Source organism: Priestia sp. TGN 0903 (genome assembly GCF_050846855.1).
Classification (GTDB): Bacteria; Bacillota; Bacilli; order Bacillales; family Bacillaceae_H; genus Priestia; species Priestia zanthoxyli.
Map to the genome: position 1 here is coordinate 29,839 of NZ_JBOZGL010000014.1, position 15,534 is coordinate 45,372.

Sequence of the window (15,534 nt, forward strand, 5' to 3'; positions counted from 1 at the left end):
AATGACTAAAAGGATGTAACGATAAATGGAAAAATTAAAACCACCTGTAGAAAAAAATGAATATATAGATGTTGCGTTTGAAGATTTAACGCATGACGGAGCGGGTGTAGCGAAAGTGAACGGATTTCCTGTTTTCGTTCAAAATGCGCTGCCCGGCGAAAGCGGCCAAGTAAAAGTCATTAAAGTAAAAAAAGGCTATGCGTTTGGCAAGCTTATCAAGCACCATACAATTAGTGAGCAGCGTGTTGAAGCACCCTGTCCGGTATACAAGCAGTGCGGAGGCTGTCAGCTGCAGCATGTAAGCTATGAAGGACAGCTGCAATTTAAACAAAAGCAAGTAAAAGACGTCATGGCGCGAATTGGCCATTTACCTGACGTTCCGGTACATTCGACGCTAGGAATGAACGATCCTTGGCGCTATCGAAACAAAGCTCAAGTTCCCGTAGCAGAGCGAGAAGGCGGTTTGGTCGCTGGATTTTATCAGCAGCGAAGCCACGATATCATTAACATGGATGCCTGTTTGATTCAGCAGCAGGCAAATGATGATGTTGTTCAAGCTGTCAAATCAATCTGTGAAAAGCATGGGGTTTCTGCTTACCAGGAACAAAAGCATAAAGGCTCGCTTCGTCATATCATGGCGCGCTACGGACTTGTAACGGGTGAAATTATGGTTGTAATTGTGACTCGTACAGCTGAGTTGCCAAACAAAAAGCGTATTATAGAAGACATTATCGAAGCCGTGCCGAACGTGAAATCAATTGTTCAAAACGTAAACAGCAAGCGCACGAACGTCATTTTAGGGAACCAAACGCACGTACTTTGGGGAGAAGAATATATTTACGACTATATCGGCGATGTTAAATTTGCCATTTCAGCAAAATCATTCTACCAAGTAAACCCTGAGCAAACGAAAGTGCTGTATGACAAAGCGCTTGAGTATGCAGATTTAACAGGAGAAGAAACGGTCATTGACGCCTACTGTGGAATCGGAACAATCTCGTTATTTCTCGCTCAAAAAGCGAAAAAAGTATATGGCGTTGAAATCGTCCCTGAAGCGATTGAAGATGCAAAGCGCAACGCTGAGCTAAACGGTATTCACAACGCTGAATTTGCAGTAGGCGAAGCAGAAGTCGTCATTCCAAACTGGTACAAACAAGGCATCAAAGCAGACGTCATCGTCGTAGATCCACCGCGAAAAGGATGCGACGAAGCCCTTTTAAATACCATCATCGAGATGAAGCCGAAAAAAGTTGTCTATGTTTCATGCGGACCAGCAACTCTTGCGCGTGATCTAGCTATTCTAGAAAAAGGCGGCTATGAGACGGTTGAAGTTCAGCCTGTTGATATGTTCCCGCATACGACGCATGTGGAGAATGTGGCGGTGCTTACATTAAAATAAGAAAATTGTTTGAAACACCACTATCATTAGGAATGGTAGTGGTGTTTTATATTGGCTTTTATTTTTAATACAGTACGGAATATACTAAAAGATTTATAGAGAAACAAATAAAAGCAATTATAAATGGGAGTAAAAAGATTCCTAAATATACATAAGGCAAAATGGAGGAAGCAAATTGATTACGTGGGAAACGGATGAAAAAGAGGTAAGTTTAGAAACCATTTTGAATGTAGAAAAAGTATAGGATGTATTGTTTCCAATCCACTTTATTGAATGTGTAACAAAGTATCATGGTGGAGAACCTTCAGCTGATGGATTTAATGTTGGAAAGAGAGAATGTTCTTTTTACCACTTACTAAGTTTTAATCAGGAGAAAAAGGATTACATTTTAAACGTGTATCATGATATTAAATACCAGCTAGTTGATGGTATTTGCCCATTTGGAGATGACATAGCGGATAATCATGTATGTTTTGACTACCGTTCTAACTCTCAGCGGCCTATTATCGTTTTTATAAATCATGAACTAGCATACGAGAATCCTGAAAGCAGTATTTTTTTCGTCGCCCATTCATTTGAAGAATTTATTAATGGTCTATATGAAGAAGAATAAAATTAAAATAACTTTCCACCAAGAGGCTGGGACAAAAGTATTTTAACCCAAGTAAAAAACGAACCATTAATTAACATGTTTGATTCATGGTTTATTTTTTTGTTAGGGCAAATAAGTGTCGTCTGTTTCGTTCCTTCTAGCAGTTGATTGGAGGGCAAGGCGAAGACTCCTGCGGGAAAAGCGGAACAGGTGAGACCCCGCAGGAGCGCAAGCGACGAGGAGGCTCAGCGGCCGCCCGCGGAAAGCGAAGTCTTGCACGGAAATCAACTGCGGTTCCATACAAGCTCATCTATACTAGTTGTTCGCCTTTAAATTAGATTCATTTCATTATGGTGTCTCAACTTCTTTTAGGTTAAATAAGTACGGAAAAGGTAAAGTTAGCATTTTTATACCAAAAGCAGCAAAAGCTTGATATAAAAGCATTATCCGCTTGTATGTCCGTTTTATTTTGCCGTTTGTCCACCCCACCAACACAGCAAATTTCTGAATATACTTTTTTTAAGGTTTTCAATATTTTAGGAATTATAATAAAGAAGCAATAAATGAAAACATTATATTTGTGGTAAGAGGTGAAGGGACATCATGTATAGAGCAATTGCTATTATAGCGGGTTCTGTGTTAATTGGATTTGCATACAATTGGTTTTTAATCCCCCATAAAGTGCTAAGCAGCGGCATTAGCGGTATTGCTATGATTATAGGAATTTTAACGCCTGCAAGCACGGGAACAATGAATTTTTTGTTGAATTTACCCCTTTTAATTATTGGTTTTATGAAGTTAGGAAAGCGGTTTGTTTTACATACGCTGCTGTCCGTTGTGGCTTTATCAATTGCTTTATACGTGATTCCCTTGAGAGCTGTTAGTACAGATCCTATTCTGTCAGCTGTTTTTGGAGGAGTTTTAACTGGAATTGGCGTAGGGTTTGTTTTTCGTCAGTCAGCCTCAACAGGTGGATTTGATATTATTGCGATGCTTCTTACGCATAAAAAAGAATTTCCGCTTGGCGCTATATTATCAGCGATGAATGCCGTGGTCGTATTTGTTTCAGGTTTCTTTGTGAATTGGGACGCGGCTTTATATACGATGCTTTCGATTTTCGTCACAGGAAAAGTAGTGGATGCGATTCATACTCGCCACATTAAGCTCACGTTAACCATTATTACGAGAAAAGGCGAAGAAATGAAGCAGCAGCTTCTTACGAATTTGGTGCGCGGTGTGACGTTAATGAACGGTGAAGGAGCTTATTCAAGAGAAGACCGTAAAATATTAATGACGGTGATTTCACGCTATGAGCTTGCAAACCTCAAGCAGTTAATTCAATCTGTGGATCCTGAAGCTTTCGTAAATATTACGGAAACGGTAGAAGTAATGGGGCTGTTTCGACGGGATGCCTATTAATATATTTGTTATTTCAGCGCCGATTTATGATAAATAGCCATTTTTATAGTATAAAAGTTATAAAAAAAGCCTTAAGAGTAGTTCTTGAGGCTTTTTTTGCGTAAAATATGAGTAAGAAAATATCGTGTATGAAAAGTATAAAAAAGGGAATTTGATAGAGTACATAAAATATTGACATCAAAAAGGAGAGACTATATGACGGTAGAATATCAGTTAACGAAAAAGAAATATTACGAAACGTTTATGCAAGAAAATGAAAATCAGCCGCCTGTAAAAGTCCTTGGACAAGCTTATTACGAAGAGCAGCAAAAAGAGTGGTACGACTTATCGCTCATTCGCTTAGCTCAGGGAGAAGTGTACTTCCACAATCAAGATTTTGAATCCGCGATTTTTAAGTGGGAGAATGTAAATGGCGAGTTTAAGCTGTGGGCGAAGAAAAATACAGCCGACGCACATTATGAATTGGGGTTGTCTACGCTCGCTGAAGAGCTTTACCTATCCATCGAAACGGATTCAAAAGTATTAAAAGCTGAAATAGCGCTAAAGCTGTTTTCGCTTTATACGGACCATAACAATATTGAACGAGCTTATGAAGTTATTAACGAGCTGGTTGCTTCTCAGCCGGATTATCCAAACGTCACGGCGATTGCGCGAAGATTTTATGAAGAGCAAGAAGATTTTAATAGCGCAGTGGAGCTTGCAGTAGATGAGTGTATTCGAACAGAATCGCTGAATTGGTTTGCGGTATTAAAGACTTACGTAGATAAAGGATATACAGCAAACTTTATCCCTAACTATTTTTATCAAGTGATGATTTCATTTTACAAAGTGGACCAAGTATATTTCAAACAGCTTGTCTCAGCTTTATGGAAACAATATAAGAGTCAGCCTCCTTATCTTGCTTGGATTAAAACCATCAATGATATTTTCTTGAATATTGAAGTGGGTCTCTATGATTATTGGCAAGAGATTTCAACTCTTTATCAAGAGACGTACACTGACTTAATGGAAAGTGATCATTCTGTAAAGGAATTGCATGAAGTCATTCCGAACGTATTAACAAACTGGCTTAAAATTACTAATAAGTCACGTGCGTTATTTCCGTCTGCGGCCGTGCTTTCATGGAATGAAAAGTTTCCGTCAACTATTGATACCATTACAATCGAAAATGCAGGCAGATTAATTTTTGAGGCGCGTAACGACATTGATGGTCTTGAATATCACTACAAACTTTGCCATGGCATTATTAAATGGGCTAATGAAAATGGTTTAGAAGTGGGGCACACCTTTAAATGGTGGGTAGACTTTTTATTAGATGCTCATACGACACACTTATTAATTACAGGAACAAATGCTGCAACGTCTTCATTTGTGGGATCGATTACAGAAGAAAAGGTACCGCAAAATCATGAAACAACCTTTGTGTTCATTCATGATGAAGAAGAATCTATCCAGCAAATCGCTGATCAAGAAATCATTCCGATGGAAACGATTGACGGAGCGGAGCAATCTTCTCACCAGGCGCTTGTAGAAGTGAAAAAACCTTTTGCGTTCCTTGATAAGCATAATTGTTCATGCATTGTTACGCCAAGCTTTACAGAACAAGAGGCGCGTGAGCAGGATGCATTTAAATATGCTCCTTTAGCAGATGGTTTACTGTTTGTGCTTGATGCAAAAGAATCGCTGCTTGATGAAGAAAGAGAATTATTGCTGGAGATTAAAGAATATGCGCCAAATACGCCAGTTCATTTTGTCATCAACAATATGGACAGTCTTTATAATCAAGCAACGATTGAGCGAATTACAAAAGAATTTGAGGCAAGCATTGGCGCTGATTTCCCACAGGCGCATGTATTAGCCTATACGCCTCACTACGTATCGAGTCAGCACCACGGAGACTTGGCTCAGTTTATTAAAGCTAATTTCTATTACGATCCAAACGACGTTGGAGTAGAAGAGCGTGCGCGCAGACTGCTGTTCTTTATTCAAAACATGCTAAAGGGCTTAGTGGAGAAGAGAAATCACACAGAAAATCATTTGATTGAAAGTATTAAATGGAACGAAGATATGCTTGTGCGATTAAATGGCTTCTTGCATCGAGTGGATGACTTAGAACAAGAAAAAGCAAGTAGTATTGTTTCGGCTTATCACGGCATCAAAGAGGATATCAGCAAAAAGCTAAAAAATAAAATTCCTCGTTTACTCAAAAAGTCTTCAGAATTAGTGAAGGAAGACAGTGATTTTAGTACGGTTCATATTGAGCTGAATAAACAAATGAATATGCGCGTGGAAGAGCACTTGCAGCAAGATGTTCTACCTAAGTTCCGCATTTCTTTAAAGGACTGGATTGCTACATCAAATGAAGAGCTGATTGCGAGTCAAGTAGATATTGAAGAAGTAGCAGAGTCATTAAATAAGATGTACAATGAGCAAAAATTAACGTTAGCCTGCGATTTTAAAGTGCTGGACGACTGGCGCCGCGACGTTAATCGTATGGCTAATCGGGTTCAGCTGGATGAAGAAAATATTTTACTTCGCGTTAATCCAACGCAGCTTTTGTTAAAAGGAGCAGGAAAACTGTTTTCTTCCATTCTTCAAAATCAAACGCTGCTTTATAATCAATATAAAAAGTACATTGAAAGTCAAGACTATCAAGATATCACAGAATCTATGCTGGCAAAGTTTTTTATGCAATTTAATTTATTTGAGAAAAATTTAGAAGTTGATATTGAACTATTCTTTGAAAAGCCAAAAGAGGTTCTAAAAGAAACGATTGAAGAAACACAGGCGCATATTAATGAAAATCAAGACGTATTAAGTCATATGAAAGCCAATCCTGAAGTTTACTATGATCCGTTAACATTATTCCAGCTTCGCTTGCGTCAGTATGAGTTAATGGTTAAAGCTACAGAAGAAGTACACTATAACGTCTAAAAGGTGGAGCAGGATGTATTTAACGATAAAAGAAGCAGCAGAGTATCTATCTTTCCCTGAAGAATATGTACAGAAATTGATTCAAGAAGGAAAAGTAAGGGCTATATTTGATGGTGAAAACTACTTATTAAATAAAGAGCAGTTTAACACTCATTTAGAGCAAATGGAAAAGTATAAAAAACAAATTGAAGAATACCTAAATGAGCCAATCCCTGAAGATATGGACGTAAAAGATGAAGATTGAAGGCCGAAGCAGAAAACAGATGTTTTCTGCTTTTTCTTTTGGAGTGAAAGTGTTAAAAAAGGTAAGATATGAAAGAAATGTCGAAAAAAGTTGGAATTTCGTTAAAGATGTAGTCTTTTTAGATGCTTTTTTTATATAATGAAAGTATGCTAAACAAAAAGGAGAAGGTCTATGCAACGATCAAGACAGTTAAGGCTGATTTTATTGCTTGCCCTGATTGTTGTCGCTTCGTTTTTAATTATTATTGTTTCGAAAACACAAGGGATTATAAGTCAGCAAACGACAAAAAAAGTAGAAAACACAAGCGTTGCAATTCTCACCTCTGATGTACTGACAGATCAAAGCTGGGGCAGTCTAGCTTATAAAGGAAAAATCAACATCGAGCAGAAGTACCCCGTTTCGGCTCAAGTTATTAGCGAAGTAAATACGAACCAAAAAATGAAGGAAGCTGCTGAAAAAGTTATTCAAAATGGAACAAAAGTCGTAATTGGACATGGAAGAGAATTTTCTACCGTTTTTACAGAACTAGCTCCTAAGTATCCTCATGTTCATTTCGTCACCATTCACGGTACTTCAATGTATAAAAACCAAACTGTATATACATTTGATCAAACAAAAATAGAACACCTGGCAGGCACGGCAGCTGCCATGAAGACAAAAACGAAAAAAATTGGATTACTCGATACATTTGCAAAAGAAAAAAATCCAGGATTCGAACAAGGAATCAAAGCGTATGATTCATCGATTGCTTTTTATTATCGAGTTGTAAACAGCCGAGACGATGGAGCAAAAGCAGTAAAGCTGCTCCGCGAGTTAAAAGCTCAAGGTGTCGATATCGTCTATGCTAAAGGAAATTCGTATAATCAAGAAGTTATTCAAGAAGCGAAAACACAAGGAATGTACGTAATAGGATATTTAGATGATCAGGCGTACATGGGTAGGTCTGTTATTTTAACAAGTGTGATAAATGATGTTCCTCAAGCTTACAACGTGATTATGAAGAACTATTTTAGTAAAAAAGGTCTTCCATCTGGAGAAGTCAAACTTGACGCCAGGGACGGTGTTTATAAACTAGCGCCTTTTGGACCGATGTACAGTAAACAAGAAAAACAAATTTTATATTCGAAAGTTAGAATGTCTACACAGCCGAAGTAACTATGAAAAAGAAAGAGATGATTATGAATCAATTATTTCGCAACATGTCATTCCGTAGCCAAATATTAACGATTCTTCTTTTGATTACATTCATGTTAAGCGGGTTCTCTTTAGTTTTAGTGCATGCCATTGATAAATTGAATCATGTAAGCAACGAAATTAAAGATGAAGATGTTCCTCAAATGGTGTGGCTTTCTTATTGGGAAGAGCAGCTGAACATAAAAGAATACATTGTGAAAAATAATCTAAAGAACCCCACTGTCTCTTTGATAGAAGAATATCAATCATATGATACACGAGTTATCGAAAATAATGAAAGATATAAGCAGCCTGTGCCAAAATCGTTGATTCCACTAAAGGAAAAAATTGAGCTGCTGGATTTTAAGATTTCTAATAACGTGCAGGGACTGCTGAAGTACGGAGATATAGAGGGAGCAAAAGAGTATCTTAAGAGAAATTATTTGCCGGATCTGCATCAGATAAAAAAAGATATTAATAGTTCAAAAGAAGAGACGGTTGATTCACTTGATACACTATCAGATACACTGTCTGTCATTATTAAAGATTCATTAATTTTACTATTAATTTTAACAGTAAGTGCTATTGTGGCTTCTCTTTATGTTTCTTATCGTATGAGTGCAAGCCTTACGAAACCAATTGAACAAATGATTGAAAAAGTGAATGACATTGCAGACGGAGAATACGGTCTTGTTCTTCAAGACACAAAGCAAATCGAGCTGAAGCAGCTTTCGGCTTCTATCAATCAAATGTCGGTTAGTTTAGAAGATTCATTTTGGAAAATCATTAAAGATAAAGCATATCGCCAGCAGATCTTAAATTCACTGCCTGTTGGAATTATCACAATAGAAGATGAGACAAATAGTATATTTGCTAATACCTCAGCAAAACAGTTTTTAGATCTCGATGAAAAGGATATTTGCCGGTATATGAAGGAATGTCCTGAATATAATACTGAATTTTGGAGCATGTTGAATTCGGGAGAAATTCACGAAAATAAAAAAGTATTATTTGGAACGAAAGAGACGTGCTATTGCTTTTTAGCCTCTCAAACGCAGCTGTTTAATGAGAAGAACGAAAGCATTGGAAGGATTTTTTATTTCATTGATATATCGGATACCGAAGAATTAGAAAAGCGAATGCATCAGTCTGAGAAACTTGCCTTGGTTGGAGAAGTGGCAGCCGGAGCTGCTCATGAGATTCGTAATCCTCTTGCCGTGATTCATGGATTTATATCTCTTATGAATCAGTCTCTTTCTGATGAGGAGAAAAAGCGTTTTTACCTGCCTCTGCTTATGAAAGAACTAGAGAGGATTAATTACATCATTGAAGAAATGCTGTTGTTATCAAAGCCTGGGACTCCGGTGATGAAAAAAGTCAGCATGCAGGATATTATTAATGAGTTATTGCCTTTGATTACTCACTCAAGCAAATTTACAGAAAAAGATAAGCTTATTTTCGATGTGAAATTGCAGCCGCATGTATTAAAGGTAGATGAAAAACAAATCAAACAAGTTCTTCATAATTTAATTCGAAACAGTATGGAAGCCATGGATGGAGAGGGAGTTATTACAATCTACTCGCAGGTTCATGAAGATAGCTACTGTCTATACATTGAAGATACTGGAAAAGGTATTCCAGTTCATATGCAGCAGTCGCTGTACCAGCCGTTTTCCACGTCAAAAGATAGTGGCACAGGTCTTGGTCTGCCCATTGCTCAGCGTATTCTAGAAAGCCACGGAGGACAGATTAAATTATTATCTACTTCTTCCCGCGGCACAGTTTTTGTTATTAAATTTCCTCTACATTAAGAAAACAGCCTCAAAAGGGCTGTTTTTTAATGTGCTGTTAAAATAAGAGGACCGTTTTTCGTAATCGCAAGCGTATGTTCAAATTGAGCGGATAATTTACCGTCTGTTGTACGAGCAGTCCAACCGTTTTTATCCATTTTAGAATGCCATGTACCAGCGTTTACCATTGGCTCAATTGTAATAACCATACCTTCTTTTAAACGTGTACCTTTGCCAGCTTTTCCGTAGTGAAGAATTGTAGGCGCTTCGTGCATGGTATTTCCAATTCCATGTCCTGTGAAGTCGCGTACGACAGAGAATTTTTCGCCTTCTACATAGCTTTGAATAGCGTGGCCGATGTCACCTGTACGGTTTCCTGGCTGTGCTTGCTCGATTCCTTTTAAAAGCGCTTCGTATGTAACATCTACTAGACGCTGTGCTTCGTCTGAAATGTCTCCAACGGTATGAGTCCATGCAGAATCTGCTAAGCCTCCGTTTAAATTTACAACCATATCAATGGTTACGATATCCCCGTCTTTTAACGGTTTAGTTGTTGGAAAACCGTGGCAAATTTCATCATTCAAAGAAGCGCACGTTGCATATTGATATCCTTTGTATCCTTTTTGCTCCGGCGTTGCTCCGTGCTTTGCTAAGTACTCTTCAACAAATTTATCAATTTGCATTGTTGTTATGCCTGGTTTGATCATTTTAGCGATTTCTTTATGACAAGAAGCTAATAATTTACCTGCTTCGTGCATTAAATTAATTTCGCGTTCACTTTTTAATGTGATCATTGTTGTTCACTCCTTTTTTGATGTAACTTTACGAAAAAAGTTGAGCAGCGGTTATAGCGATGGAAGTCGACTATTCATCAGCCCATTCTTCTTTGTTTGAAAATCTAAGAAATACAGGAACCGTCTGCTATTGGGCGATATAAAATCATCCTTAATCATAACGCCCAATGGTAGGAAAATGCAAGATGCAGGCTTAAAAAGGAAGGGTTTGACGCTAGGCATGTAGGGAAAACTGATAAATGAACGTTGAATTGGAGCATTCTCTATAACAAATGCGGTATGATATAGTAAAATAAATGAAACAAAACAATTCTTTAGGAGGGGTATAGGAAAATGAGTGAACATGGAAAATTTATTGGATTTGCAGGTACATATACAAAAGCAGGCAGTGAAGGTGTCTATACATTTACGTTAGATACGAAGGCTAAAAAAATTGTAGAAGTAAAAGCCGTGGCTAAAATTGAAAATCCTACATACTTAAATGCAAGCAAAGACAACGAACATCTTTATACAGTTATTAAAGAAGGAGAAAAAGGCGGCGTAGCTGCTTTTAAGGTTGATCCAAACACAGGGCAATTGAAGTTTGTAAACAAACAGCTGCTAGACGGCGCGCCTCCTTGCTACGTTTCAGTGAATGAAGATAATACGCTTGTTTTATCTGCTAACTTTCATAAAGGGAGCGTTGAGACGTATTCTGTTAATGAAGAAACAGGAGAAATTGAATATGTAGCATCCGTAGTGGAACATCCTCATTCAGACCTCAAAAAAGGACAAAAAGGAAAACCACACGTACACTATGCCGATTTTACTCCTGGAGAAAAGCACGTGGCCGTTGTGGACCTAGGTATTGATGAAATTGTGACATATGAAGTGGAAGAGAATAAATTGAAGGAAGTCAACAGCCTTTCTACATCTGTTGGTTCGGGCCCTAGACATTTAACGTTCCATCCAAATGGCCGCTATGCGTATGCAATGACAGAATTCAGCTCCGAAGTTTTATTTTTAACGTATGACGCAAGCACAGGAAGCTTTACTCAACAACAAGCTACTTTAGCAATTCCGGCTGATTTTACAGAAAATAATCAAGGGAGTGCGATCCACATTTCTTCAGACGGCCGCTTTGTCTATGCAGGAAACCGCGGACATAACTCGATTGCAACATTCAAAGTAGACCAGGATTCTGGACAGTTAACATTCGTAGAATGGACAGGCACTGAAGGCGACTGGCCGCGCGATTTTGTTTTAGATCCAACGGAACAATTTATTGTGGCGTCTAATCAAGAGACAGGAAACTTGGTGCTGTTTGAAAGAGACCAAGAAAATGGAAAGCTAACGCTTCTTCAATCTAACGTTACGGTTCCAGAAGCTGTATGCGTAAAGTTCCTCCACTATAAGTAATCGATGTAGAAAGCCAGACCTGATCCAAAAACAATCAGGTCTGGCTTTCTAAACCTAAGCGGCTGTCACTCTCCTTTCGGGGTTAGTGCCATCCGCATAGGTGAACCTTTGAGGGAATAGTCAGGTAGTTCGCATTCCTAAGCGTCATTTATGATTCCAATTTTTGAAATGAGCATAATCTATATATGGAAGAAAAGCCCTTTTGGAGGGCTTTTTTTTCTGGTGTTGTAGTAGAATGAAGAGAGAAAGCATGAAGGGCTGAGGTGATAAGTGTGGAAAATATATGTGAGTATCCAATTGTACAAGCTCCTATGGCAGGAGGAGTTTCGACGCCTAAACTAGCTGCAGCTGTATCTAATAGCGGAGGGCTAGGGTTTTTAGCCGCTGGATATAAAAGTGCGCGTGAATTGGAGCAGGAAATTATAGAGATGCACTCACTTACGAAAAAACCTTTTGGAGTAAATCTGTTTGTTCCGACAAATGAAAAAGTAGCAGTTGATGCACTTGATTGTTATCAAAAAGAATTGTCAAAAGCCGCTGGATATTTGGAGTGTCAAGTTGGCATACCAAAGAATGATGATGATGAATGGAGTGCCAAGCTCGACATCATTCAAAAACATCGAGTACCTGCTGTGAGCTTTACATTTGGGTGCCCGGATCGAGAGATCGTAGCAAGCTTAAAGGGAATTGGAAGTCATATTTTCGTTACGATTACAACACCTCAAGAAGCCGAAGTGGCTTTGAGAGCAGGAGCAGATGTGCTGTGCTTGCAAGGAATTGAAGCCGGCGGCCATCGGTCTACTTTTTTAGAGAGTTCGGTGGACTTTTCGCTTATAAATTTGCTAAAAGAAGTCCGTCTAATCACTAAAAAGCCATTAATTGCTGCGGGAGGCTTGATGACGGGGTCTGACATTAAACGCGTGTTACAGGAAGGTGCTTCTGCTGCGCAGTTAGGTACGGCTTTTATTTGTTGTCCAGAAAGCGGAGCGAGTGCTCTTCATAAAGAAACCATTCTTCAAAAGCGTTTTAATGAAACAGGTGTTACAAGAGCTTTTACAGGGAAACGTGCTAGAGGATTTGTGAATGCTTTTTTTATTTCCTATGATAAATCAGCACCATCCGCTTACCCTCATATTCATTATATGACAAAGCCTATTCGAACAAAAGCTACACAAATGAATAATCCAGAGTACACTTCTTTGTGGGCAGGAACTGGATTTACGCTGGCAAAAGAACTGCCTGCACATCTTATTGTGGAAGAGCTTGTACAAGAACTAAATGAATGATGAGAATTACGGTGTTGCTTGCTTTAAGTGCAAGCAGCTGTACATAAAGAAGGTGAACTTATAGTGCAAAACAAATTTACGATTGGGCAAATGGCCAGACTGCACGATATTCCAATTAAAACACTTCGCTATTATGATGAAATTGGCCTGTTTGAGCCTTATGAAGTTGATCCGCAAACTGGATATCGTTATTATACGTTAGAACAATTTAAGAAATTAGATATCATTGTCTATTTAAAGCTGATGGGGGTTCCGTTAAAAGAAATTAAAAGAAAAATGGAGCACAGCAGCTTGGACGAATTTATTGAAACCTTAGCGGAATATCAGAAGGTAACAAAAGAAAAAATTCGTCACCTTCAAAGAGTGAATGCGCAGTTAACAACTCGAATGAAGGAATTAGAACAGACGAGACATATTAACCAAATAGGAGCCCCGTTCATCAAACACCTTCCTTCTCGTGAAGTTGTGCAAGTAAAAGCAGAGGTAGGTACGTTAGACGGAACTGAAAGTGTTCTGCGTGATTTAAAAAAGAAAATCAGTCATATTACCCCGATTATGATTGGGAAAGTAGGGTTTATACTATCTGTAGAAAACACAAAAAAACAACAATTTACAGATTACGATGGCATTTTTTTATTGGTCGAAAGCGATGTTTCTTTTAAGCATGAACTCGTTACGTTAATACCTGAAGGCGATTACGCATCTATTTATATGAGAGAAAAGAGAGATACCACAGGAGTCTATTACGATACGTTACTGAACTTTATTAAAGTCGAAGGATACAAAGCAGAAGGGCCTTTTTTAATTCGGCGAATTGTAGATTCATTTATTTCTCATCATGAAGAAGAGCGGCTGACGGAAATTCAAATTCGAATTACGTCTTGACTATCCAGTTGCTGGAGGGTTTAAGATGAGACTATTGTAAAACTGCTGAAGGGAGAGACAACAATAGATGAATCAGCAAAGTATTTCCCAAGGAATGTCTTTAAGCCGAGGAAATCGCATTTTATTTATTTTAATTTTGGGTTCACTAAGCGCATTTGGACCGTTATCAATCGACATGTATTTGCCAGCGCTGCCGACGCTTGCTAAAGAACTGCATACGTCAGCTTCTTTAGCCCAGGTCAGTCTGACAGCTTGCTTATTGGGCTTGGCATTTGGGCAAGTGGTAATGGGGCCATTCAGTGATATCCGGGGAAGGAAAAAGCCACTTGTAGCAGCATTAATCACCTATGCAGTTGCCTCTGTTTTATGCGTGTTTGCGCCTTCTATTTGGATTTTTATCGTTTTACGATTTATTCAAGGCATGGCGGGAGCAGCAGGAATGGTTATTTCAAGAGCAAGCGTGCGAGACTTGTTTTCAGGTTCGGATTTAACAAAGTTTTTCTCCATGCTCATGCTCGTAAATGGTTTAGCTCCCATTTTGGCTCCGGTTGCCGGTGGACAGCTGCTGACGGTTATGTCGTGGCGCGGAGTATTTGGTGTGTTAGCCGTAATTGGTGCACTAATGTTTTTTGCCGTTTTATTTGGCTTGAAAGAAACGCTGCCGGCTGAACGCCGTAAAGAAGGTGGATTAACAGAAGTACTGCGTACATTTAGCGTATTGCTAAAAGATAGTGTCTTCGTGGGATATGCGCTGGCGCAAGGTTTTATTATGAGCGCTATGTTTGCTTATATTTCAGGCTCTACATTTGTTCTTCAAGACGTTTATGGACTGTCTCCGCAGATGTTCAGTTTTGTTTTTGCTATTAACGGTTTTGGTCTCATTATAGCTACTCAAGTGACAGGACGTTTAGCTGGTAAAGTAAAAGAAGCTACTCTTCTCATGTATGGATTGCTTCAAGCAGCCGTTGGAAGCGTGCTTTTAGTGGCTGTAATTGCTACTCACACATCCGTTATTTTGGTCTGCATCTTGCTTTTCTTTGTTGTATCAAGCGTAGGAATTGTGAACACAACCGTTTTTTCACTTGCTATGCAAAATCAAGCTTCTAATGCAGGGAGTGCTTCAGCGCTTCTAGGATTGCTGCCGTTCTTGCTCGGAGCAGCCGTAGCTCCTCTTGTGGGACTTGGAGGAGGGCAAAATGCTCTGCCGATGGGCATTGTGATTATGGTCTGTGATTTATTAGCATTAGGTGTATACATGGCATTAGTGAAACGGAAAACTGCATCATAAAAAAGCTACTTGGCTCTCAACAGCCAAGTAGCTTTTTTTAGTTATTGAGCTTTGTGCTCGTTCTTTTCAAACGGCATTGTGACACCGAGTTTTTGAATTTCTTTTTTTGCATTTTCTAAAATGGTTTCGGCCTTAGCTTTTGTTTCAGCATCTAAACCATTTAGAAAATCTTTCTTTTTAGCAGGAAGATCTACGCCAAGTTCTTTTAATTTGGCTTCAGCTTGTTCCTTAGTCAGCGTGCCATCGCGAAGCTGATCCATAATAGCTTTGGCTTTTTTCTTAGTGGCTGCATCTAGATTGCTAAAAGGACCACCTTTATGTTCAGGGAAGTC

At 38.8% G+C, this 15,534-nt stretch carries 13 protein-coding genes and 1 pseudogene; 12 read left to right on the top strand and 2 right to left on the bottom strand.

The genetic code is table 11. The annotated features are described in order from the left end of the window. Nucleotides 1–25 precede the first annotated feature (25 nt). The 8 genes from rlmD (at nt 26) to ACRPLY_RS25275 (ending at nt 9,572) form a co-directional block, all read left to right on the top strand. On the top strand, nt 26–1,399 hold the full coding sequence (gene rlmD, locus ACRPLY_RS25240; protein WP_432232147.1) for a 23S rRNA (uracil(1939)-C(5))-methyltransferase RlmD: 1,374 nt from the start codon (nt 26–28) through the stop codon (nt 1,397–1,399). A 250-nt stretch (nt 1,400–1,649) separates the two neighbouring features. Next, the gene (locus tag ACRPLY_RS25245) at nt 1,650–2,012 is read left to right on the top strand and encodes an SMI1/KNR4 family protein (RefSeq protein ID WP_155010617.1); all 363 of its coding nucleotides are present in this window, start codon (nt 1,650–1,652) and stop codon (nt 2,010–2,012) included. Between the two features lie 143 nt (nt 2,013–2,155). Beyond that, nucleotides 2,156–2,329 (top strand): hypothetical protein, encoded by a 174-nt coding sequence (locus ACRPLY_RS25250; protein WP_165635405.1) that lies wholly within the window; start codon nt 2,156–2,158, stop codon nt 2,327–2,329. Nucleotides 2,330–2,594: 265 nt separating this feature from the next. Then, the gene (locus tag ACRPLY_RS25255; RefSeq protein ID WP_013055060.1) at nt 2,595–3,410 is read left to right on the top strand and encodes a YitT family protein; all 816 of its coding nucleotides are present in this window, start codon (nt 2,595–2,597) and stop codon (nt 3,408–3,410) included. A gap of 195 nt (nt 3,411–3,605) precedes the next feature. Then, complete coding sequence (locus ACRPLY_RS25260) at nt 3,606–6,344, top strand: GTPase domain-containing protein (RefSeq protein WP_432232148.1); 2,739 nt, start codon at nt 3,606–3,608, stop codon at nt 6,342–6,344. 13 nt (nt 6,345–6,357) lie between these two features. After that, complete coding sequence (locus ACRPLY_RS25265) at nt 6,358–6,588, top strand: helix-turn-helix domain-containing protein (RefSeq protein WP_013055062.1); 231 nt, start codon at nt 6,358–6,360, stop codon at nt 6,586–6,588. 171 nt (nt 6,589–6,759) lie between these two features. Further along, nucleotides 6,760–7,743 (top strand): BMP family ABC transporter substrate-binding protein, encoded by a 984-nt coding sequence (locus ACRPLY_RS25270; RefSeq protein WP_251440746.1) that lies wholly within the window; start codon nt 6,760–6,762, stop codon nt 7,741–7,743. 23 nt (nt 7,744–7,766) lie between these two features. Continuing rightward, nucleotides 7,767–9,572: an ATP-binding protein gene (locus tag ACRPLY_RS25275; RefSeq protein WP_432232149.1), complete on the top strand. Its 1,806-nt coding sequence runs from the start codon at nt 7,767–7,769 to the stop codon at nt 9,570–9,572. 26 nt (nt 9,573–9,598) lie between these two features. On the opposite strand, the gene map is transcribed toward ACRPLY_RS25275, so the two are convergent. Further along, complete coding sequence (gene map / locus ACRPLY_RS25280) at nt 9,599–10,345, bottom strand: type I methionyl aminopeptidase (RefSeq protein WP_025752900.1); 747 nt, start codon at nt 10,343–10,345, stop codon at nt 9,599–9,601. 333 nt (nt 10,346–10,678) lie between these two features. Here map and ACRPLY_RS25285 point away from each other — a divergent pair, with 333 nt between their 5' ends. From ACRPLY_RS25285 to ACRPLY_RS25300, 4 genes are all read left to right on the top strand, one after another. Continuing rightward, on the top strand, nt 10,679–11,743 hold the full coding sequence (locus ACRPLY_RS25285) for a lactonase family protein (RefSeq protein ID WP_432232150.1): 1,065 nt from the start codon (nt 10,679–10,681) through the stop codon (nt 11,741–11,743). 272 nt (nt 11,744–12,015) lie between these two features. Continuing rightward, nucleotides 12,016–13,029, top strand: coding sequence for a nitronate monooxygenase (locus ACRPLY_RS25290; protein ID WP_432232151.1), 1,014 nt, complete (start codon nt 12,016–12,018; stop codon nt 13,027–13,029). A 63-nt stretch (nt 13,030–13,092) separates the two neighbouring features. Further along, nucleotides 13,093–13,914, top strand: coding sequence for a MerR family transcriptional regulator (locus tag ACRPLY_RS25295; RefSeq protein ID WP_033580818.1), 822 nt, complete (start codon nt 13,093–13,095; stop codon nt 13,912–13,914). Between the two features lie 67 nt (nt 13,915–13,981). Then, entirely contained in the window at nt 13,982–15,202 is a 1,221-nt protein-coding gene (locus ACRPLY_RS25300) for a multidrug effflux MFS transporter (protein WP_165635435.1), read from the top strand. A 41-nt stretch (nt 15,203–15,243) separates the two neighbouring features. On the opposite strand, the pseudogene ACRPLY_RS25305 reads toward ACRPLY_RS25300, so the two are convergent. Further along, nucleotides 15,244–15,534 (bottom strand): annotated as a pseudogene (locus ACRPLY_RS25305) (hypothetical protein); the annotation flags it as partial.